The following is a 21,393-nucleotide window of genomic DNA, read 5'->3' as shown; positions in this document are numbered from 1 at the left end:
ATGGTCGAGATCGGGATGGGCCGCATCGCCCGTCGCAGCTATGAACTGAGCGAAGTCAGCATCGTGGCGTCCCGGCGCACCCGCTCGTCGCAGGACGTGTCGACCGCCTGGCAGCTGGACGCCTACCGGTTCGAGATCCCGGTGCTCGCTCATCCGACCGATGCGCTGGTGTCGCCGGAGTTCGCGATCGAGCTCGGCCGCCTCGGCGGCCTGGGCGTGCTCAACGGCGAGGGCCTGATCGGGCGGCACGCCGACGTCGAGGCCAAGATCGCCCAGCTGGTCGAGGCCGCGAGCAAGGAGCCCGAGCCCTCGGCGGCGATCCGGCTGCTGCAGGAATTCCATGCGGCACCGCTGAATCCGGAGCTGCTGGGCTCCGCCGTCGCCCGCATCAGGGAGGCCGGCGTCACCACCGCGGTGCGGGTGAGCCCGCAGAACGCGCAGGCGCTCACCCCGGTGCTGTTGCAGGCCGGGATCGACCTGCTGGTCATCCAGGGCACGATCGTCTCGGCCGAGCGGGTGGCCAGCGATGGGGAGCCGCTGAACCTCAAGACCTTCATCTCCGAGCTCGACGTGCCGGTGGTCGCCGGCGGAGTGCAGGACCACCGCACCGCGCTGCACCTGATGCGTACCGGCGCCGCCGGCGTCATCGTCGGCTATGGCGCGACCAGGGGAGTGACCACCAGCGACGAGGTGTTGGGCATCAGCGTGCCGATGGCCACCGCGATCGCCGACGCCGCCGCCGCGCGCCGCGAATACCTCGACGAGACCGGCGGCCGCTACGTGCACGTGCTGGCCGACGGGGACATCCACACCTCGGGCGAGCTGGCGAAGGCGATCGCCTGCGGCGCCGACGCGGTGGTGCTCGGCACGCCGCTCGCCGAGTCCGCCGAGGCGCTGGGTGAGGGATGGTTCTGGCCGGCCGCCGCGGCGCACCCGTCGCTGCCGCGTGGGGCGCTGCTGCAGATCGCCGTCGGTGAGCGCCCGCCGCTGCACCAGGTGCTGAACGGGCCCTCCGACGATCCGTTCGGCAGCCTCAACCTGGTCGGCGGTCTGCGCCGGTCGATGGCCAAGGCCGGCTATTGCGACCTCAAAGAGTTCCAGAAGGTCGGGCTGATCGTCGGTAGTTAGGTGGCGTTGTCACGCCCGGGTCGCGTGCTCGGAGCCAGCCCGTCCAGCAGCGACTCGACCACGTCGAATATCAGTTCGTCCTCGAGTGGATCGATCATTTTGTTGTTCGCCATGGTCGCGATCCCGTGCAGGGTGGCAAAGAATACCGTTCCAATCCTCTGCACGTCGCCGGCGGCCAGCTCACCGGCGGCCTGACCGGCGGCGACAAGGTCTGTCACCGGCGCGAAGCTCGCGTTCCGGGCGCGGGTGAGTTCGTCGGAGGCGTTCGCCAGATACCTCCTGGCCGACATCAGCTCGACCAACGCGGGGTTGTCCGTGGCGAACCGAACATAGGCCACCGCGACGTCGCTCAAAGACGTGACGAAGCCGCGGCCGTCGGGCTCGGCTGCTGTCGCCAGGGCGTGGCCAAGCCGGTCGAAACCATCGATGACGAGCGCTTCGAGCATCGCTGCCTTGTCGTCGAAGTGCCGGCGCGGGGCGCTGTGGCTGACGCCTACCGCTCGCGCTAATTCTCGTAACGACAAGCCGTCTACGCCGGATTTACGCAGCGTTTTCTCGGCCTCGGACAGCAGTGCCGCTCGGAGGGCGCCATGGTGGTACCGCCGATCGTCCACGACGGACACATTACCAAGATGTAGTCATTGACATCATTGTTGGCACTGTCTACATTTCGGTGAGTGGCCTGGACCACAAGGAGGACGCAGTTGGCTGCCGAGGGCGTGCGCACAATACGTAGCTTCTGCCGAATCTGCACGACGGTCTGCGGGATTCTGGTCGACGTCGACGGTGACACCGTGGTCGACGTGCGCGGCGATCGAGAACATCCGCGATCGAAGGGTTACACGTGCCCGAAGGGGCGTTCGCTGGGGAAGATGCACCATCACCCGAACCGGCTCGACCGCCCGATGATGCGGGTTGACGACGTGTTGGTGCCCACCACCTGGCAGGAGTGCCTCGATGATCTGGGCGAGCGGTTGCGCCAGGTCATCGATCGCCACGGGCCCCAGTCGGTCGGCATTTTCTTCGGCAGCGGCCTGGGTATGGACACCACCGGGTACCGGATGGCCCAGGGATTACACGCCGCCCTCGGTACTCCGGCGAAATTCAGTCCGATGACCATTGACGGGACCGCCAAGGTGTTGATCGCGGATCTGATGGGCGGGACGTCGGCGCTGTCCGGACGCCCCGACTACGACAACGCAGGTCTGCTTCTGCTGGTCGGTACCAATCCCGTTGTCTCGCATGGCCATAACATCGCGATGCCGAACCCGAGGGGGTATCTGCGCGAACTGACCGGTCGGGGGCAGTTGTGGGTTGTCGACCCTCGCCATACCGAGACGGCGCGAATGGCGACCGGTCACCTGGCCCCGCGCCCGGGTACCGACTATGCGGTGTTGGCGTTTTTGGTGCGTGAACTGCTGTCCGATGGCGCCGATCGCGAGTTTCTGCGGCGCCACACCGCGGACAGCGACGCGCTGGCGGCGGCGGTGGCACCATTCACACTCGACCGCACCACTGAGCTGACCGATGCCGACCCGGTCGGGCTCGCGGAGCTGCTTGCGGCTGTGCGTCACACCGGGCGGATAGCCGTAGAAACGGGAACGGGCGTGACCATGTCGGCCACCGCGAACGTAACTCAGTGGCTTGCCTGCGCGTTGATGGCGGTGACCGGGTCGCTCAACCGGCCGGGCGGCTGCTGGTTCCACCCCGGATACTGGTACCAGCTAGAAACGTTTGACCTACCGATCTCCGGACCCGAGGGATCTTTCGGGCCGGGCCCCCGCAGCCGTCCTGAATTGCGTTCGATGCTCGACGAATGGCCCTGCGCGGCACTGCCCGACGAGATCAATGCCGGCAATATCCGAGCCGTGCTGAATCTGGGCGGCAGCATGGTCACCGCCTTCCCCAACGCCGGCGCGCTGACGTCGGCGCTGCGCAAGCTCGACGTGTTGGCCACCCTCGAGATCATCGGAAACGAGACGACGGAGCTGTCCACTCATGTGTTAGCCACCAAAGACCAGCTGGAGCGGCCCGACGTGACACTGTGGGACGTGCTGTTGACACATGTTGGCGCGCAATACACTCCGGCCGTCGTCGATCCGATAGGAGACCGCCGCTCGACCTGGTGGGTGCTGGCCGAACTCGGACAGCGTCTCGGCCACGTACTCGCCGACACCAGCCAGCCGATCACCGACGAAGCGATGCTGGCGGGCGTGACCGCGGGTGCGCGCTTGCCGATGGAACAGCTCGTCGAGCAACGCTGCGTGCACGTGAGTCACGACTTGCCGGCACCGTGGGTCGACCGACACATCGAGCGGCTCGGTGGGTGGCGGCTGGCGCCGGCGATACTCGTCGACCAGCTGGCCACGCTGTGGCGGCCCGCCCCGCTGGTACTGGTGCCTCGGCGCCAGCGCAGCATGTTGAACTCACAGCTGGAGTACCTCGGTGAGCCGTCCGAGGTCCTCATGCACCCGGACGACGCTGCGGCGGCGGGCGTCCTCGATAACCAAAAAGTGACCGTACGTAGTGTCAGCGGGGAGCTGATCGGGGTTGCCAAACTCGATCCGACGATCCGGCGCGGAGCAGTGTCGATACCTCACGGACATGCGCACCAAGCCAACGTCAACAAGCTCACCAGCAAGGACGACCTCGATCCCATCACCGGGATGACGCGCTACTCCGGCGTGGCGGTCAGCGTGCAGGCCGCAGCGGGCCCCGGTGTCCGATCGACCGCGGACGTGCCCGAGGTCATCGCAACGCTCGGGTAGGGTCTCGCTGGCTTGTTACCGGCCGGTATGGCCATACTGGTGCGATGAAGCCGGATTACGACGTACTGATCATCGGTTCGGGTTTCGGGGGCAGCGTCAGCGCGTTGCGGCTGACGGAAAAGGGCTACCGCGTCGGCGTATTGGAGGCCGGACGCCGCTTCGCCGACGAGGATTTCGCCGAGACGTCATGGGACCTGCGTAAGTTTTTGTGGGCGCCGAAGCTGGGTTGCTACGGCATTCAGCGCATCCACCCGCTGCGCAACGTGATGATCCTGGCCGGCGCGGGCGTGGGCGGCGGCTCGCTGAACTACGCCAACACGCTCTATGTGCCACCGGAGCCGTTTTTCGCCGACCCGCAGTGGTCGCACATCACGGACTGGCGCGACGAGCTGATGCCGCACTATGACCAGGCCCGTCGCATGCTGGGCGTGGTGGAGAACCCGACCTTCACCGACGCCGACCGCGTCGTCAAACAGGTCGCCGACGAGATGGGCTGCGGCGACACGTTCGTGCCGACACCGGTCGGGGTGTTCTTCGGCCCCGACGGCACCAAGGCCCCCGGCAAAACCGTGCCGGACCCCTACTTCGGCGGCGCGGGACCCGAGCGCACCGGCTGCCTGGAGTGCGGTTGCTGCATGACCGGGTGCCGCTACGGCGCCAAGAACACCCTGCTCAAGAACTACCTTTACCTCGCGGAAGCGGGTGGGGCGCAAGTCATTCCGATGACGACGGTGAAGCGCTTCGAGCAGCGCCCCGACGGCCTGTGGGAGGTTCGCACCGTGCGCACCGGCAGTTGGCTGCGCCGCGACCGGCACAGCTACACGGCCAAGCACGTGATCCTGGCCGCCGGGACGTGGGGAACCCAGCATCTGCTGTTCAAGATGCGCGACGAGGGCCGGCTGCCCCGGCTCTCGAAGCGCCTCGGCGTGCTGACCCGCACCAATTCCGAGTCCATCGTCGGCGCCGGGCGCCTCGAGGTGTCCCCGGATCTCGACCTGACCCACGGGGTGGCGATCACGTCGTCGATCCACCCGACGCCCGACACCCACATCGAACCGGTCCGCTACGGCAAGGGCTCCAACGCGATGGGGCTACTGCAGACGCTGATGACCGACGGCCCCGGCCCAGAAGGTACCGACGTGCCCCGCTGGAAGCAGTTGCTGGACACCGCCCGCGAGGACCCGCGCGGCATGGTGCGGCTGCTCAACCCGCGCCAGTGGAGCGAGCGGACCATGATCGCACTGGTGATGCAACACCTGGATAACTCGATCACCACCTTCACCAAGCGCGGCAGGCTCGGCATCCGCTGGTACTCCAGCAAGCAGGGCCACGGTGAGCCCAACCCGACGTGGATTCCGGTGGGTAACGAGGTCACCCGCCGCATTGCCGCCAAGATCGACGGCGTGGCGGGCGGCACCTGGGGGGAGTTGTTCAACATCCCGCTGACCGCGCACTTCCTCGGCGGCGCCGTGATCGGCGACAACGCCGACCACGGGGTCATCGACCCCTATCACCGGGTCTACGGCTACCCGACGCTGTTCGTGGTGGACGGCGCCGCCATCTCGGCGAACCTGGGGGTGAACCCGTCATTGTCCATCACCGCCCAGGCCGAGCGAGCCGCGTCGTTGTGGCCGAACAACGGCGAGAACGACCAGCGCCCGGCGCAGGGCGAGCCGTATCGCCGGCTGGATCCGATAGCACCAGCTCACCCGCAGGTGCCCCTCTCCGCCCCGGGTGCGCTGCGCTGGTTACCGGTCGATCCGGTCAGCTCGGTGGGTTAACTGGCCAGCACCTCGAGCGGTGTGCCGGAAACCACCCGGCTGCGCTCGCCGCGCACGTTGACCGGCACATCGCCCATCAGCGTGATGCGGTGCATGAGCCGGGGCTGATCGTCGTAGTCGTCGATCGCCCGGTGCTGAGTCGCGCGGTTGTCCCACATGGCGACGTCGCCCGGCGCCCAGCTCCAGCGAATAGTGTTCTCCGGCATGGTGATTCGCCGCTGCAGCAGCTCCAGTAGCGTGCTGGACTCGTGGCTGTCCAGGCCGACGAAGCCGCGCACGAAATCGCCGGCCAGCAGCGCGCGTTCACCGGTCTCCGGGTGCACCCGCACCACGGGATGCTCGGTGCGAAAGTCCGGCTTCTCGAAGGCCTGCCGAAACGCCCGCTGCGTGTCGTTCATCGACATGACCGCTTCGGTGGACACGTAGTCATAGCGGTTGGTATGCAGCGCCCAGAGGTTGTCCGCGAGATGCTTCAGCGGCTCGGGCAGGTGCTGGTAGGCCGCCACGGTCGAGGCCCACAGCGTCGAGCCGCCATAGGCGGGCAGGTTGACCGCGCGCAGGATCGAGGCCGCCGGATAGTTGGCGGCGAACGTCACGTCGGTGTGCCAGCGGGTCGCCTTGCCGTACTCGGAGTCGATCGGCGTGATCACCGGCATGTGCTTGGCGGCCAGGGCGGATGCGGCCGGGTGACCGATCGGGGTGCCCAGCAGGCGGGCGAAGTCGAGTTGCCCTGCGTCGTCGAGCTGGTGCTGGTGGCGGAAGAAGATGACCTTGTGGGTCAACAGCGCCCGGCGGATCTGCTCGACCGCGGTGTCGTCCAGGTGGCCGCCGAGGCTCACGCCGTCGACCCGGGCGCCGATGCGGCTTCCCAGCTTGGTGACGGTTATCTGACCTGTCATGTCGTGTTCCTTGAGTCAAAACGGGTGTAGTCAATCGACTACATTTGGTAGTGTAGTCAGATGACTACAACTTCCGCAACAGGTCGCGGGAAAGTGCCCAGCGGGCGCGCGGAAGTGGCCGCGGCGATCCTGGAGGCCGCCACCGATTTGTTCGCCGAGCGCGGCCCGGCCGCGACCTCCATCCGCGACATCGCCGCGCGGGCAGGCGTCAATCACGGGCTGGTGTTCCGGCACTTCGGCACCAAGGAACATCTCGTCGGCGCCGTGCTCGATCACCTGGGGGCCAACCTGAGCGCCCTGCTGGAGACCGACACGCCGCCGGACGTGGTGCAGCGGTCCCTGGACCGCCAGATGCGGGTGATGGCCCGCACCGTGCTCGACGGGTATCCGGCGGGCCAGCTGCAGAAGCGCTTCCCCAACATCGCCACCCTGCTCGACGGGGTGCGACCGCTCTACGACGACGAGGTCAAGGCTCGGCTCGCGGTCGCCAATGCCCTTGCCCTGCAGTTCGGTTGGCGGTTGTTCGCGCCGGTCCTGCGGTCGGCGACCGGGATCGAAGAGCTGACCGACGCCGAACTACGCGCCGCGGTGGGCGCCGAAGTCGAGAGGATTCTCGGGCCCGCCGACGCTCAGTGAGGCCGGGACAGGGCCCGCCGGTGCATGGGCTCGCGGCCCGGCGGCTGGCGCGGCAGCGGCAGTTGCGGCTTGCGGGGTCGCACGGCGACGGTCGTCGGGGATTCGGTGCTCAGATCGAGGTCCTCGCCGGCGTGCCGGATCCTCAGCTCGCCACCGGGCCCGTCGCGCAGCGTGTAGGTGACATCAACGTGGTTGACGTCGATGGTGACCCGAAAGTCTCGCCACCGCAGCCGGAATCGCAGCCGCGAAATCCCGTCCGGGAGCGCAGGATCCAGCGATAGCACGCCCTCGTCGTCGCGCAGGCCGCCGAACCCGGCGACCAGCGCGGTCCAAGCGCCGGCGAGCGAGGCCATGTGCAGACCGTCGCGGGTGTTGTGGTGCAGATCCCTTAGGTCGATCAGGGCGGCCTCGTAGGCGTAGTCGTGCGCCAGCTCCATATGCCCGACCTCGGCGCACATCACCGCCTGGGTGCAGGCCGACAGCGACGAGTCACGCACCATGCGCGGCTCGTAGTAGTCGACGTTGCGGGCCTTCTGCTCGAGGGTGAACGAGTGGCTCTGCCAATGCATCGCCAGCACCAGGTCGGCCTGCTTGATCACCTGCGCGGGGTAGAGCCGCACGTAGGCCTCGTGCAACAGCAGCGGGTAGGTCGTGTTCTTCTCGAAGTCCCATTCGGCGTAGGTGGTGAACCCTTCGCACTGCTGGTGGACGCCCAGGCCTTTGTCGTAGGGGATGTGGGCGGCGTCGGCGGCATCGCGCCAGGCGGCCGCCTCCTCGGTCGTGACCCCCAGCGCCTTGGCCGCCTCGGGATGGCGGTTGCAGGCGTCGGCGGCGGTATGCAGATTGTGCGCGGCCATCAGGTTGGTGAAGGCGTTGTCGCGGACGACCGCCGTGTACTCGTCGGGGCCGGTGACACCGTCGAGGTGCCAGACGCCGTGCCGGTCGTGATGGCCGATCGAGAGCCACAGCCGGGCGGTCTCGACCAGGACCCTCAGGCCGCAATCGGCTTCCAGTTCGTTGTCGCCGGTGACGATGCGGTAGCGCTCGAAGGCCATCGCGATGTCGGCGTTGATGTGCCAGGCGGCCGTGCCGGCCGGCCAGTACGCCGAGCACTCCTGCCCCCGGATGGTTCGCCAGGGGAAGGCGGCGCCCTCCAGGCCCAGTTCGGCCGCGCGCTCCTTGGCCAGATCCAGGGTGGAGGCCCGCCACCGCAGCGCATCGGCCACCGTGTGCGGCGCGGTGTAGGTCAGCACCGGCAGCACATAACCCTCGGTGTCCCAGAAGGCGTGCCCGTCATAGCCGGTTCCGGTGAGCCCCTTGGCCGCGATGGCGCGGCGTTCGGCGCGGGCGCTGGCCTGCAGCAGGTGGAAGAGCCCGAAGCGCACGGCCTGCTGGGATTCGGGGTCGCCCTCGACCTCGACGTCCGCGGAATCCCAGAAGTTGTCCAGATACTTGCGCTGCGCGTCCAGCAGGCCCTGCCATCCGCTGTAGCGGCCCCCGTGCAGCGCTGCGGCGACCTGGTCGCGCAGCGCCGGACGCGAGCGCATGCTTGACCAGCCGTACGCCAGGTACTTGACGATGCGCAACTTCTGACCCTCGCGCAGCCCGCAGATCACGGTGGTCCGGGCCAGATCGGCGCGCGCATCGGTGCTGACCTCGACGCGCCCGGGAACCTCGACCTCGTGATCCATGCCGGCGGCCATCATCAGCGCGCTGCTGCGGGTGCGGTGCATGAGAACCGCGCCGGTATCGGTGTTTTCGTGGGCGACCTCTTCGAGCGGGTTCTCCAAGATGGCCGACACGCGCGGGTCGCCGGAGGTCTGTGGCTGGTCCTCGTTGGTGACCAGTTCGGACTGCACCGTGACCCGAACGAATTCGCCGATCGCTTCCACGACGTACTCGATGGCCGCGAGGCCGCGGTGGGGCAGGGAGACGAGGCGGGTGGAGACCACCTTGACCTCTTTGCCCGCGGGCGAGCGCCAGTGCGCGGTTCTCTTCAGCGTTCCGGCGCGCAGGTCGAGATTGCGCTCGTGGGAGATCAATTCGCCGTAGCGCACGTCGAAGGGCTCGTCCTCGACCAGCAACCGGATGATCTTGCCGTTGGTGACGTCGACGAGCGTCTGGCCGGCTTCCGGGTAGCCGTAGCCGGCTTCGGCGTAGGGCAGGGGCCGGATCTCGTAGAAGGAGTTCAGGTAGGTGCCCGGCAGGCCGTAGGGCTCGCCCTCGTCGAGGTTGCCGCGCAGCCCGATGTGCCCGTTGGACAGTGTGAACAGGGACTCCGACTGGGCCAGCAGGTTGAGGTCAAGCTGGGTTTCGCGAACGTGCCATGGGTCAACCGGAAACGATTCGTCGGTGATCATGACTGCAGCAACTCGGCGAGGTCACTGACCACCACGTCGGCGCCGTTGCGACGCAAATCCTCGGCTTGGCCCACTCTGTCGACACCTATCACGAAACCGAAGTTACCGGCTCGGCCGGCGGCCACCCCGGACAAGGCGTCTTCGAACACGGCCGCGGCGCCGGCGGGGACGTCGAGCAGCTGCGCCCCGCGCAGGTAGGAGTCGGGCGCCGGCTTGCCGGCGATGTGTTCCCGGCGCAGGGTGATGCCGTCCACCCGCTGCTGCACGAAGCGGTCCAGGCCGGTGATCTCGAGGACGTCGCGGGTGTTGGCGCTCGAGGACACCACCGCGATGCCCAGGCCCGCGGCCGATACCGCCTCGAGGTAGCGCCGCGACCCGTCGAACACCGTGACCCCGTCTTGCTTCAAGACCTTCTGGAACATGTCGTTCTTGCGGTTGCCCAGGCCGTAGATCGTCTCGGCGTCGTCGGGGTCGTCGGGGCTGCCGTCGGGCAGCGCGATGCCGCGGCTTTCCAGAAACGACCGAACCCCGTCCTCGCGTTTCTTGCCGTCCACGTATTTGCGGTAATCCGCGGCCGAGTCGAAGGGGACGAATTCGTCGCCGGTGCGCTTTGCCCGATCGGACAGGTAGGCGTCGAACATGGCCTTCCAGGCCTTGGTGTGCACGCTGGCGGTATCGGTGAGCACGCCGTCGAGGTCGAACAGGCAGGCGCGCACTTTTTCTGGCAGACCCAGCTCTGAGCTCACCGGCGGTCCTCGCTTTCTGGTCTCGGGGGCTGGTTTAACCGATACCCACTCCACCATGCCGCGGTGTGTGTCGCCAACGTTGCAGCGTCCGTCCCGCGGCGGGGCCGATTCCCGCGGGACCGACGACGGATGCGGCGGGTTGCCGGTAAACGCGTTATCACGCTATGCCGCAGGTGATTTCAGGAGAGATGGAGCTCAATGTCCAGTGTCGTGCGCCGTGCCGTCGTGCGCGGCCCAGGTGCCCGGGATCATCGGCATGGCGGGTCGGTCGCCGAATTCATCGCCGGCCAGGGTGGTCAGGCCCGCCGCGGCGACGGTTTCCTTGCGCGCGGTGCCGGCGAAGCCCAGGCGTGCGGCGCCGCGTTCGGACGCCGTCGTCGCCGGCTGGTCCCAGTCCGGATCGACGCCGACGTTCATGTCCATGAACTCGTCGCCGCGGCCGCGTTGCCGCGCCCGCCGGCGCCGCCGGGCCCGCGCCGCCTCCCGTGCGGCCGCGGTGGCCACGGCCGCGGCCGAATCAGGCTCGGGCGCCTTCCTTTTCGCGATGGCGGCGGCGTTCGCACTCATTGCCGAACCGAACCCGAGGCCGGGAGGCGCCAGGGCATACGGGGGTACGAACGGGGCCGTGCCCGCGGCCGGCGGCGCGGGCGGTGCCGGGCTGGCCACCGTGCTGGCCGTGGGCGCGGGCGCGGGCGCCGGTGCCGACGCGGGTGCCGCGGCCGGTGCGGCGATGGGGGCCGTGCCGGGCGCTGCCGGCAGGCCGGCCGGTGCCGCTGCGGGCGGGGCTGCCGGCACCGCGACCGGCGCGGTTGGGGGTGTGAGCCCGGCCAGGCCCGCAAAACCGCCCAGCGCCCCGAGGGGCGCCACGGCGACGAGCATGGGCACCAACAGCAACTGGGGCTGCATCGGGAGCCAACTGGCGAGCTGGGCCAGGTGGGTCGGCCAGTCGAGCAGGACCAGGTTGGAGATGAACTCGAAAGCCGCCGCCGGGTTTTCCTGCAACAACGCCCCAAACTGCTGAAAATCCGAAAACAGTTCGAGGGCTCGAACCACCCACCAGTGCACGTCGCCCGGATTGGTATAGGCCTCGTAGGGCAATCCGTTGAGAGTCCCCTCGACCGGGTCCCAGTCGAGTCCGAACAGCCGCAGGATCTGGGCGACGAACTGATTGAGCGGACTGTCGAACCCGTGCTCATGGTCGTGGTGGTCGTCGTCCTCCTCGTGGTCGTGTTGCGCGGTGGTGTCGGATTTCAGGATGGGCGGCGCCGGGTCGGTGTGCGGGGTGGCCGCCACCGCCGCCGTGGAGACGGCTTGATAGGTCGCCATCGTGCTGGCGGCCTGGACCCACATCCGCGCATAGTCGGCCTCGTTGACCGCGATCGGAATGGTGTTGATCCCAAAAAAATTCGTCGCCACCAGGGCGCCGTGGACGACGTGGTTGGTGCTCAGCTCGGGCAGGGTCGGCATCGCCGCCAACGCGGCTGTGTAGGCGGTGGCCGCTGTCTCATGTTGTGTGGCCGCCGCGGCGCTGTGCGCGCTGGCCTGCGTCAACCACGTCAGATACGGGGCATGCGCGGCAACGTAGGATTCGGCGCTGGGCCCCTGCCACGCGCCGGCCTGCGTCGACGTCAGCAACCCGCTGAGTTCTTCTGCTGCGGAGGCGTATTCGGCACCCATCGTGCTCCACGCCGCCGCCGCTGCGAACAGCGACGCCGGCCCTGGTCCGCTGCTCAGCAACGCCGAATGCACCTCCGGCGGGGAAGCCATCCACATCGGCGCGGTCATCGGCGGACGCCCCCGCTGCGGTCGGCGATCTGCGGGGTGATTGCGGCGGGCAACGTCGTCACGGCAACTCCTGGGCTGGGCGAGCTTGCAGAATCCGCGACCAGTTAATTGAAAATGATTGTCGTTATCAAGACGGGACCGCCAACCTCATACCAAAGGCATAAAATTCGCCGTGGCCGCGCGTTGCGCACTGCGTTTGCGCCGTAGGCCTCTCGGGCGGGGGCGGCGCGCGCGGCCACTAGACTCGCCTGTGTGGCCGAATCCACTGAAATCTCTGCAGCCGAGGCAACTGAGGCGTCGGATGCGGCCGGACCGCCTGCTCGACCGGTGCTCGTCGTGGACTTCGGGGCGCAGTACGCGCAGTTGATCGCCCGGCGCGTCCGAGAGGCGCGGGTTTTCTCCGAGGTCATTCCGCACACCGCCACGGCCGAGGACATCAAGGCCCGGGACCCGCTGGCGCTGGTGCTGTCCGGCGGGCCGTCCAGTGTCTACGCCGACGGCGCCCCCCAGCTCGACCCGGCGCTGTTCGATCTCGGGGTGCCGGTGTTCGGCATCTGTTACGGGTTTCAGGCCATGGCTCAGGCGCTGGGCGGGACCGTCGCCCGCACCGGCACCAGCGAATATGGCCGGACTGAACTGAAAGTCCTTGGTGGCGAACTGCATTCGGGATTGCCGAGCGTCCAGCCGGTGTGGATGAGCCACGGCGACGCGGTCACCGCCGCGCCGGACGGCTTCGAGGTGGTGGCCAGCAGCGCGGGCGCGGAGGTGGCCGGCTTTGAGAACCGGGCCCGCCGCCTGGCCGGGGTGCAATACCACCCGGAGGTGATGCACAGCCCGCACGGGCAGCAGGTGCTCAGCCGCTTCCTGCACGACTTCGCCGGCCTCGGCGCGGACTGGACGGCCGCCAACATCGCCGAGGCGCTGGTCGAGCAGGTGCGCGCCCAGATCGGTGACGGCCACGCGATTTGCGGGCTGTCCGGCGGCGTGGATTCCGCGGTGGCCGCCGCGCTGGTGCAGCGCGCCATCGGCGACCGCTTGACCTGTGTCTTCGTCGACCACGGGCTGCTGCGCGAGGGCGAGCGCGCGCAGGTGCAGCGCGACTTCGTCGCCGCCACCGGCGCCAACCTGGTGACCGTCGACGCGGCCGACACCTTCATCGACGCGCTCGCGGGCGTGACCAATCCCGAAGGCAAGCGCAAGATCATCGGCCGCCAGTTCATCCGGGCGTTCGAGGGCGCGGTGCGAGACATCGTGGGGGACAACGCTTCCGGGGGCTCCGGCGTGGAATTCCTGGTCCAGGGCACGCTGTATCCCGACGTGGTGGAGTCCGGGGGCGGCACCGGCACCGCGAACATCAAGAGCCACCACAACGTCGGCGGCCTGCCCGGCGACCTGACATTCAAGCTCATCGAGCCGCTGCGACTGCTGTTCAAGGACGAGGTGCGCGCGGTCGGGCGCGAGCTGGGCCTACCGGAGGAAATCGTTGCGCGCCAACCGTTTCCGGGTCCGGGCCTGGGCATCCGGATCGTCGGCGAGGTCACCGCGCCGCGATTGGACACCCTGCGTCGGGCGGACTCGATCGCGCGTGAGGAGCTCACCGCCGCCGGTTTGGACAACCTGATCTGGCAGTGCCCGGTGGTGCTGCTGGGCGACGTGCGTTCGGTCGGCGTGCAGGGCGACAACCGCACCTACGGGCACCCGATCGTGCTGCGGCCGGTGACCAGTGAGGACGCCATGACCGCCGACTGGACCCGGGTTCCCTACGAGGTGCTCGAGCGCATCTCGACCCGCATCACCAACGAGGTGGCCGAGGTCAACCGCGTGGTGCTGGACATCACCAGCAAGCCGCCGGGCACCATCGAATGGGAGTAGCCGCCCGGCCGTAGCGCGCCTCCCGGCGACGCCGTGCCATTGACAGTCCCCGCTTGCGGGTGGTAGTCATGGCTCAATTGAAAACGTTATTTTCAAATGCTTGTCGAGCCGACGCCGGCGGAGGGCAACGTGGCCGAAGAAGTCCGTGACCAGGAGCAGCCAGCCTGGAAGAACCCGATGGCATGGCTGCCGCACTCGATCGCGGAAGCGGCCCTATCGGCGGGGGAGGGCCCGGCGGCCGACCTCCCACGGGCCTGGGCGCACCTACAGGAGCGGTTGAACGCCGCCGAACAACTCGTCCGGAGCACACCGGTCAACAAGAACCGTCTCGATTATGGGTCGGGGATGCGTCATCTGATGGTGCTGCTGGCGGTCGGCACCGACATGGCACTGCGCGCCGACCCCGACCCGGTCCTCGCCGTCAACCGCGCCAGCATGGATGACATCGTCACCTGGGGCATGGAATGCCCCGACTGCGTGTACCTGACCGCGAGCCTGCGTGCGGGCGAGACCTATCGGCTCTTCGGCAACCGGGGGACGGCCTGCTACGTCGGGTTGCAGACCATGGACGGAATCGCGGCGACCTCCAATTGCCTGGTGGACGATCTCGACGTCGACGCGGACGGGCGCTTCGAGGCGATCCTCTCGGCCGACGAGCACGAGGGCAACTGGCTGCGGCTGGCCGGGAATCATCCGACGCTGACCGTCCGGAACTTCTTCTACGACTGGGACACCGAAGTTCCCGCGTCGCTGCGCATCGAGTGCATCGGCGACGAAGTGGTACCCGAGGCTCGTTCGGTCGACCTGGATGCCTCGGTCGCCCAACAGCTTTACGCGCTGGGGGACTTCGTCTACGACAACCTGAAATTCTTCCTCGACTTCGGTGCGATGCCGCCGGCCAACGGTTTCATTCCGCCGATGGACATGACCGAGATGGGCGCAGCAGCCGAAAACCGCCCTGTGATCGGGCGATTCGAGCTCGAGCCCGACGAGGCGCTCATCCTCGAGGTGCAACCCCCCGAGGGCGTCTACTGGAGTATCTCGTTGGGCAATCCGTGGTTGGAGACGATCCACTACGGCCGCCATCAATCCAGTCTCAACGGACACCAGGCGGTCATCGACTCCGACGGGATCTTTCGCGCCGTCATTTCCGCGACGGATCCCGGGGTGGCGAACTGGCTCGACACCGCGGGCCACAGCAACGGCGCGATGCTCTTGCGTTGCGTCCGAACGCAAACCGCGCCGGTCCCGAGCTCACGCGTCGTGCAGGTCGACGACGTCGTGGCGGCGTTGCCGGCAGAGACCACGATGACCACCCCCGACGAACGCGCGCACGTCATCGAAGCCCGTCGCCGCGCCGTACACGAAAGGTTCCACCGGTGAGCTTCTCCGCTGACGATCTCGAAGACGGCGCGCGCGCCGCCACCGGGCTCGACGACTTCGGCTCGTCCTACTACCGCGCGGGCCTCGAACGCACCGTCGATGCATTGAACACCGAAGCCGAACTCAACGACCTCGGCCGCGTCATGCAGCACGCCACCATCAGCAATGCCCTGATCCAGCGGCTCAAGATCGTGGAAACCTACAAGCAGCATCCCGAGATCGCCGACGAGGTGGTCGAGGGCCCGGTCGTCGTCCTCGGGCTGCCGCGCACGGGCACCACCGCACTGAGCCAATTGGTTTCTGCCGACCCACAATTCAGGTCGCTGCGCACGTGGGAATCCCAGGCACCGACTCCGCCGCCCGAGGCCGCCACCCAGCACAGTGACCCGCGAATCGCGCAGTGCGCCGACGGCATCGCGATGATCGAGCAGATGTTTCCCGACTTCCGGGCCATGAACAATTCCGAGCCCGAAGCCGCGACCGAATGCCAGGACCTGATGGGCATGAGCTTTCGCACCTTCCACTTCGATGGCGTGGTGCGCGTTCCCGGCTACGTGGAATGGTTGCTGCACAGCGACATGCGCGAAACCTACGTGTTCCACCGGGACGTGCTCGAATTGCTGCAATGGCATTGCAAACCGAACCTGTGGCACCTGCGTACCCCGGTGCACATGTTCGCCCTCGACGCGTTCGTCGATGTGTATCCGGATGCGAAATTTCTCTGGAGTCACCGTGATCCGGCCAAGGTTCTGGGGTCGGTCTGCAGCCTCATCGCCTACATCCGGAGCTGGAGCAGCGACCGCAAAGACCCGGAAGAACTTGGCACCGAGCAGCTGGCATGGTGGGCCGAAGGCATGCGGCGGGCAATGGAATTCCGCAGGAAGTTCGGTGACGACCGGTTTGTCGACGTGTCGTTTGCCGCCCTGCAAACCGACCCGGTCACCACCGTCGCCGACAGCTACGAGAGGCTCGGCCTGACGTTCACCGACTCGGCGCGGGCGAAGGTGCGGGAGTGGGCGGACGGGCACAAACCCGGCCAGCGCGGCACCCACACCTACGACTTGGCCGACTACGGGTTGACCCCGGAACGCGTGCACGAAGCGTTCAGCGACTACATGGCCACCTATGATGCTTCGGCCTGATCGGGCCGGCGGGCGTCAAAAACTCGAACCCGATCCACAGGTACACGCCGCGATCGTGTCCGCCGCCGCCGAAGTCGTTCGGAGCAAGGGAGTCCAGGCGCTGTCGATCGCTGCGTTGCTCAGCAGAACGCAGTTGAGCACCCGGGCGTTCTACCGTCACTTCGACTCCAAGGATCAGCTGGTTGCGGCGGTATTCCTGGTGATGGCGCGCGCCGAGGTGCTGCGGCTTGTGCAGCGGATGTCGGACTGCGCCGACCCGGTCCGTGCGGTGGCGGCCTGGATCGACGGTCGGCTGGACCTGGCGTTCAATCCGCAGATCCGCTCCGATCTACGCCAGATGTCGCTCGAGGCGCAGAATCAGATGTTCGTCGCGCCCGAGCTGGTGGCCCCCGCGTACCGGGAAATCCTGCGTCCGCTGGTCGAACAACTCGCGTGGGGAAAGAATCTGGGATTGTTCGGCGACATCGATCCCGACGGTGAGGCGCTGTCCATCCAAGGTGTCGTATGGTCCAACATCGAACGGCACTGGGCGACGGCCCATCGCGAACCCGACGAAATCCGTGCGCGCGTGCAGCATTTCTGCCTGCGGGGTCTCGGCGTCGCACCGGAAACGATCGCGGCGGTTCTCGCCGAAGCGGTGGGCGAATAGCTCACTTCGGGTTGCCATGACCAACGTCATCGGCTGGAACAACGTGCCGGTGCGGGTGCTGGGCGCAGGCACTGTCCGCGCTATTCCACTAATTCGCTTCTGCCGTAGGCAATGTAGGCCGCATCCCAGTCGCCACCGGCCTCGCCGACCACCCGGCGGGCGACCTCGCGATCGTCGTTGCCCGCGACCAGGACCAGGGTGTGGTCGGGGATGGTGACCGATCCGCCGCGCAATCGGCTGCGCGCGGCGGGGTCGGCCGCCAGCGCATCGCGGAAGCGAGCGGCGTCGACGAGGGGCACATCGATGATGACCGCGTTGGCGGCCGGCGCGTTCTGCGGTAGATAGGCGAAGGTCAGCACCGCCTGTTGGCCGAACTGGCGGCGCAGGGCCTCGGCGGCGGTGTGCAACGCACCGTCGTCGGCGCACAGATGAAATTCGCGCGAGCGTTCGACGGTGGCCCGCTGCAGCTGAGGTGACCAGAACACCCCGTCGAGCGGGGTCGACCCCGTCACGCTTGCGCCGTTGTGGGCGATCGTCTCGTCGGCGGGTAGCTCGAATGGCGGGGTGTCGGCGGCGAAGAGCTCAGCCGATTGACATGGTTCAGAGTCGGCGCGGGCCGGCGCTCCGGCCGAAAAAATCACGCCCAAACACACCATCAGCCACACCGGCACCGAGCGCATAAAGCAGCCTCTCACGTTGCTTGACGGTTGTCAGAGGGCCGGTGTTTACTTCGAACATATTTTCGAACACCGAATGAAGGGGGCTAGGTCATGACCGCGGCTTTTGCCTCCAGTCGCCACGAAGAAACCCGTGCTGAGCAGCTCGAATCGCTTCGCCGGCGGATGGCGAGCATCTCCGCAAAAAAGACCGGGCCGGCTGTCCCCGACGACGTGCTGGACTCGGAATCCCGACTGACGCTGCCGCAGTGGCTGGCGGACCTGTTGCCGGCGCCGCTGCCGCGGGGAACGGTGGCGGTGCTCTCGGGTGCCCGGTCGCTGCTGTTGAGCATGGTCGCCGCGGTCACGGCGGCCGGTGGCAACGCCGCGATCGTCGGTCAGCCGGACATCGGGCTGCTGGCCGCCGCGGAGATGGGGGCGGATCTGAGCCGGGTCGCGGTGATACCGGATCCCGGAACCGATCCTGTGGAGGTGGCCGCGGTCCTCGTCGACGGCATGGATCTGGTGGTCCTCGGGCTGGGCGGGCGCCGGGTGCCACCGACCCGGGCGCGGGCGGTGGTGGCGCGGGCCCGCAGCAAGGGGTGCACCCTGCTGGTCACCGGCGGCGATTGGCAGGGCGCGCCGACGCGGCTCGCTGCCCGGGTCTGCAGCTATGAGATCACCCCCCATTGGGGAACGCCCGCCCCCGGATACGGCCGGATCAGCGGGGTGCGGCTGCAGGTCAGCGGGATGTGCGCGGGACGACGGGTGATGCCCCCAGCGCGAGCCGGGTGAATTCCGGTGGTAACCCCTTCTGGTTCAAGGGTTTTGGCGATCTGGTGCATGGATTGGCCCGCGGTCGCGGCGGCCGCGGCCGCGGATCTGTCCGCCACCGTCCCGGTCGCGGTCACGCTGGCCAACCGGGTGATCGCCTGCTCGTCGGCCGCCCGGGCGGTGGGGGTGCGGCGGGGGCTGCGGCGCCGGGAGGCGGCGGCCCGGTGCCCGCACCTGCATGTCACCACCGCCGACGCGGACCGCGACGCCCGCTTCTTCGAAGCGGTGATCGCGGCGGTGGACGAGCTGGTGCCCCGCGCCGAGGTGTTGCGGCCCGGGCTCCTGGTGTTGCCGGTGCGCGGGGCGGCCCGCTATTTCGGGTCCGAGGCCACCGCCGCCGAACGGCTGATCGATGCGGTGGCCGGCGCCGGCGCCGAGTGTCAGGTCGGGATCGCCGACCAGTTGTCCACCGCGGTCTTCGCGGCGCGGGCCGGCCGTGTCGTCGAGCCGGGAGGCGATGCGCGGTTTTTGTCGGTGCTGTCCATCCGCCAACTCGCCACCGAGCCGAGCCTGTCCGGCCCCGGCCGAGAAGAGCTGACGGACCTGTTGTGGCGGATGGGGATTCGCACCATCGGGCAGTTCGCCGCGCTGTCGCGCAGCGACGTGGCTTCCAGGTTCGGCGCCGACGGGGTGACCGCGCACCGGTTGGCCCGCGGCGAACCCGAACGGCCGCCCTCCGGGCGGGAACCGCCGGCCGAGCTCGAGGCCGTGCTGGACTGCGATCCGCCGATCGACCGGGTTGACGCCGCGGCGTTCGCCGGGCGCTCGCTGGCCGGCGCGCTGCATCAGACGCTGATGGCCGCCGGCGTGGGATGCACCCGGCTGGCCATCCACGCCGTCACCGCCAACGGCGAAGAACGCCATCGAGTGTGGCGATGCGCCGAGCCGTTGACCGAGGACGCCACCGCAGACCGGGTGCGCTGGCAACTCGACGGATGGCTGAGCAATCGCACCGCGCGCGACCCCCGCCCCACCGCCGCGGTGACGCTGTTGCGGCTGCAGGCGGTGGAGGTGGTATCCGCCGAGGCGCTGCAGTTGCCGCTCTGGGGTGGGCTGGGGGAGGAGGACCGGCTGCGGGCCCGCCGGGCGCTGGTGCGGGTGCAGGGCCTGCTCGGCCCCGAGGCGGTGCGAGTGCCGGTGCTGTCCGGCGGTCGCGGGCCGGCCGAGCGCATCACGCTGATCCCGCTGGGCGACGAGCCGGTGCCGCGGGCCGATCCCGATCTGCCGTGGCCCGGCCGGCTACCCGAGCCGTCACCGGCGGTGCTGTTGGATGACCCGGTGGAATTGCTTGACGCCCAAGGGAATCCAATACGGGTGACCAACCGGGGGCTGTTCTCCGCGGACCCGGCCCGCATGATCAGCGGTGGTGTCCAGGGCCGAGACGAGCGGCTGTGCTGGTGGGCCGGGCCCTGGCCGGTCGACGAGCGGTGGTGGGACGATCGGGTCGTGGGCGGTCAGGGGGCCGGTCAAGGGTCTGGCCGCACCGCCCGCGCGCAGGTCTTGCTGGAGAGCGAGCGTGCGTTGCTGCTGTGCTATCGCCAGCGGCGCTGGTATCTCGAGGGAAGTTACGAGTAGGTGGGCCGCAGCGCCTCGGGCGTCAGGTCCTTGAGCGAGGGATATCCGTCGACGGCCATGATCAGATCCGCTTCGGCCAGCAGCGAGCGCAGCACGTGCACGATGCCGTCGACGCCCCCGAGAGCCAGCCCGTAGGCATAGGGGCGGCCGATCCCGACGGCGGTCGCCCCCAGCGCGAGCGCCTTGATGATGTCGGCCCCGCTGCGCACACCCGAGTCGAACAGCACCGGCATCGGATCGGCGGCCTCGAGCACGTCGGGCAGGCAATCCAGGCAGGGCAGCCCGCCGTTGGCTTGCCGTCCGCCGTGATTGGAGCAGTAAATGCCATCCACACCAATGTCTTTGGCGCGGCGAACGTCCTCGGGGTGGCAGATGCCCTTGACCATCAGCGGCAGATCGGTCTCCGCCCGCAGCCACTCCAAGTCCTCCCACCGAAACGGGCCGCCGAAAATCGGCAGCTTGCGCACCGCCGCCTCGGTGGCGTCTTCGCCCCGGCTCAGGCTGGCACGAAAAACCGGATCGCTGGTGTAGTTGGCCAGGCACCCGCTGGGCACCTGGGGGTAGTTCCCGCCGCTGAGGTCGCGGGGCCGCCATCCGGTGACCCACGTATCCAGGGTGACGGCGATGCTTTTGAAACCGCACTCCTCGGCGCGGTGCACCAGGCTGGCGGCCATCTTGCGATCCGGCGGCGTGTACAGCTGGAAAAACGCCGGGGTATCGCCCAGTTCTGCGGCGATATCTTCCATCGGGTCCGACGTGAGCGTGCCCACGAAGAACGGGACGCCGGTACGGACGGAGGCCCGGGCGCACAGCACGTCCCCGTGGCCGTCCGGGTCGCACACCCCGATGACGCCGATGGGTGCCATGAAGATCGGTGACGGAAACCTCATGCCGAACAGCTCCACGGACATGTCGCGCTCCTCGGGGGCGATCCCCATCCGCGGATACAGTCCCCACCGTTTGAACGCCGCGCAGTTGGCGCGCTGGGTGTGCTCGTCGCCGGCGCCGCCCGCGACGTACTGCAGCACCTTCGGGGTCATCGCCGCCGCCGCCTTTTCCTCCAAGTCCTCGAACCTGATCGGGTACTGCGGCTGATTTCCGTGCAGCGACTGGTCGTACAACTCGTTTTGATAATCGGCGAAGGCCATAGTCGGTCCAGTACCCCACACTCGGTGCACC

At 68.3% G+C, this 21,393-nt stretch carries 17 protein-coding genes; 10 read left to right on the top strand and 7 right to left on the bottom strand.

Features of this window, described 5'->3' with window-relative positions; genetic code table 11:
* Positions 1 to 1,128, top strand: coding sequence for a GuaB3 family IMP dehydrogenase-related protein (locus A5775_RS13515; protein ID WP_067252923.1), 1,128 nt, complete (start codon positions 1 to 3; stop codon positions 1,126 to 1,128).
* Here the strand turns inward: A5775_RS13515 and A5775_RS13510 are convergent.
* Positions 1,125 to 1,742 carry a TetR/AcrR family transcriptional regulator gene (locus A5775_RS13510; RefSeq protein ID WP_231995176.1) on the bottom strand — a complete coding sequence of 206 codons (618 nt, stop codon included), beginning with the start codon at positions 1,740 to 1,742 and terminating at the stop codon, positions 1,125 to 1,127. The genes A5775_RS13515 and A5775_RS13510 overlap by 4 nt on opposite strands.
* A gap of 90 nt (positions 1,743 to 1,832) precedes the next feature.
* Between A5775_RS13510 and A5775_RS13505 the strand changes: the two genes are divergently transcribed.
* Positions 1,833 to 3,896: a molybdopterin-dependent oxidoreductase gene (locus A5775_RS13505; RefSeq protein ID WP_067252919.1), complete on the top strand. Its 2,064-nt coding sequence runs from the start codon at positions 1,833 to 1,835 to the stop codon at positions 3,894 to 3,896.
* 44 nt (positions 3,897 to 3,940) lie between these two features.
* Positions 3,941 to 5,677 (top strand): GMC oxidoreductase, encoded by a 1,737-nt coding sequence (locus A5775_RS13500; RefSeq protein WP_067252917.1) that lies wholly within the window; start codon positions 3,941 to 3,943, stop codon positions 5,675 to 5,677.
* On the opposite strand, the gene A5775_RS13495 is transcribed toward A5775_RS13500, so the two are convergent.
* Positions 5,674 to 6,576, bottom strand: a complete 903-nt coding sequence (locus tag A5775_RS13495) for a TauD/TfdA family dioxygenase (protein WP_067252915.1) — start codon at positions 6,574 to 6,576, stop codon at positions 5,674 to 5,676. The genes A5775_RS13500 and A5775_RS13495 overlap by 4 nt on opposite strands.
* A 60-nt stretch (positions 6,577 to 6,636) precedes the next feature.
* Between A5775_RS13495 and A5775_RS13490 the strand changes: the two genes are divergently transcribed.
* Positions 6,637 to 7,212: a TetR/AcrR family transcriptional regulator gene (locus A5775_RS13490; RefSeq protein ID WP_067252913.1), complete on the top strand. Its 576-nt coding sequence runs from the start codon at positions 6,637 to 6,639 to the stop codon at positions 7,210 to 7,212.
* On the opposite strand, the gene A5775_RS13485 is transcribed toward A5775_RS13490, so the two are convergent.
* From A5775_RS13485 to A5775_RS13475, 3 genes are all read right to left on the bottom strand, one after another.
* The gene (locus A5775_RS13485; RefSeq protein WP_067252911.1) at positions 7,206 to 9,572 is read right to left on the bottom strand and encodes a glycoside hydrolase family 65 protein; all 2,367 of its coding nucleotides are present in this window, start codon (positions 9,570 to 9,572) and stop codon (positions 7,206 to 7,208) included. The two genes, A5775_RS13490 and A5775_RS13485, sit on opposite strands and share 7 nt — an antisense overlap.
* Positions 9,569 to 10,375: a beta-phosphoglucomutase family hydrolase gene (locus A5775_RS13480; protein WP_231995175.1), complete on the bottom strand. Its 807-nt coding sequence runs from the start codon at positions 10,373 to 10,375 to the stop codon at positions 9,569 to 9,571. Before A5775_RS13480 ends, A5775_RS13485 begins: the two co-directional genes overlap by 4 nt.
* 138 nt (positions 10,376 to 10,513) lie before the next feature.
* Positions 10,514 to 12,103 carry a PPE family protein gene (locus A5775_RS13475; protein ID WP_067252907.1) on the bottom strand — a complete coding sequence of 530 codons (1,590 nt, stop codon included), beginning with the start codon at positions 12,101 to 12,103 and terminating at the stop codon, positions 10,514 to 10,516.
* 270 nt (positions 12,104 to 12,373) lie between these two features.
* On the opposite strand from A5775_RS13475, the gene guaA reads away from it, so the two are divergent.
* The 4 genes from guaA (at position 12,374) to A5775_RS13455 (ending at position 17,149) form a co-directional block, all read left to right on the top strand.
* Entirely contained in the window at positions 12,374 to 13,975 is a 1,602-nt protein-coding gene (guaA, locus tag A5775_RS13470; RefSeq protein ID WP_197512561.1) for a glutamine-hydrolyzing GMP synthase, read from the top strand.
* A 177-nt stretch (positions 13,976 to 14,152) separates the two neighbouring features.
* The gene (locus tag A5775_RS13465) at positions 14,153 to 15,358 is read left to right on the top strand and encodes a DUF1214 domain-containing protein (RefSeq protein ID WP_067252958.1); all 1,206 of its coding nucleotides are present in this window, start codon (positions 14,153 to 14,155) and stop codon (positions 15,356 to 15,358) included.
* Complete coding sequence (locus A5775_RS13460) at positions 15,355 to 16,500, top strand: sulfotransferase (RefSeq protein WP_067252902.1); 1,146 nt, start codon at positions 15,355 to 15,357, stop codon at positions 16,498 to 16,500. The genes A5775_RS13465 and A5775_RS13460 overlap by 4 nt, the downstream gene beginning before the upstream one ends.
* The gene (locus A5775_RS13455; protein WP_369827850.1) at positions 16,484 to 17,149 is read left to right on the top strand and encodes a TetR/AcrR family transcriptional regulator; all 666 of its coding nucleotides are present in this window, start codon (positions 16,484 to 16,486) and stop codon (positions 17,147 to 17,149) included. The genes A5775_RS13460 and A5775_RS13455 overlap by 17 nt, the downstream gene beginning before the upstream one ends.
* An 80-nt stretch (positions 17,150 to 17,229) precedes the next feature.
* Here A5775_RS13455 and A5775_RS13450 read toward each other — a convergent pair whose 3' ends face one another.
* On the bottom strand, positions 17,230 to 17,805 hold the full coding sequence (locus A5775_RS13450) for a hypothetical protein (RefSeq protein ID WP_156660686.1): 576 nt from the start codon (positions 17,803 to 17,805) through the stop codon (positions 17,230 to 17,232).
* 114 nt (positions 17,806 to 17,919) lie between these two features.
* On the opposite strand from A5775_RS13450, the gene A5775_RS13445 reads away from it, so the two are divergent.
* Both A5775_RS13445 and A5775_RS13440 read left to right on the top strand, forming a co-directional pair.
* Complete coding sequence (locus tag A5775_RS13445; RefSeq protein WP_067252898.1) at positions 17,920 to 18,600, top strand: hypothetical protein; 681 nt, start codon at positions 17,920 to 17,922, stop codon at positions 18,598 to 18,600.
* 48 nt (positions 18,601 to 18,648) lie between these two features.
* Positions 18,649 to 20,214: a DNA polymerase Y family protein gene (locus A5775_RS13440; RefSeq protein ID WP_067252896.1), complete on the top strand. Its 1,566-nt coding sequence runs from the start codon at positions 18,649 to 18,651 to the stop codon at positions 20,212 to 20,214.
* Here A5775_RS13440 and A5775_RS13435 read toward each other — a convergent pair.
* Positions 20,205 to 21,362 carry an alpha-hydroxy-acid oxidizing protein gene (locus A5775_RS13435; RefSeq protein ID WP_067252894.1) on the bottom strand — a complete coding sequence of 386 codons (1,158 nt, stop codon included), beginning with the start codon at positions 21,360 to 21,362 and terminating at the stop codon, positions 20,205 to 20,207. The genes A5775_RS13440 and A5775_RS13435 overlap by 10 nt on opposite strands.
* Between the last annotated feature and the right edge of the window lie 31 nt (positions 21,363 to 21,393).

The organism is Mycobacterium sp. 852002-10029_SCH5224772 (assembly GCF_001667315.1).
Lineage (GTDB): Bacteria > Actinomycetota > Actinomycetes > Mycobacteriales > Mycobacteriaceae > Mycobacterium.
The sequence above is the reverse complement of the archived record's forward strand: the minus strand, read 5'-3'. Positions and strand labels throughout refer to the sequence as shown.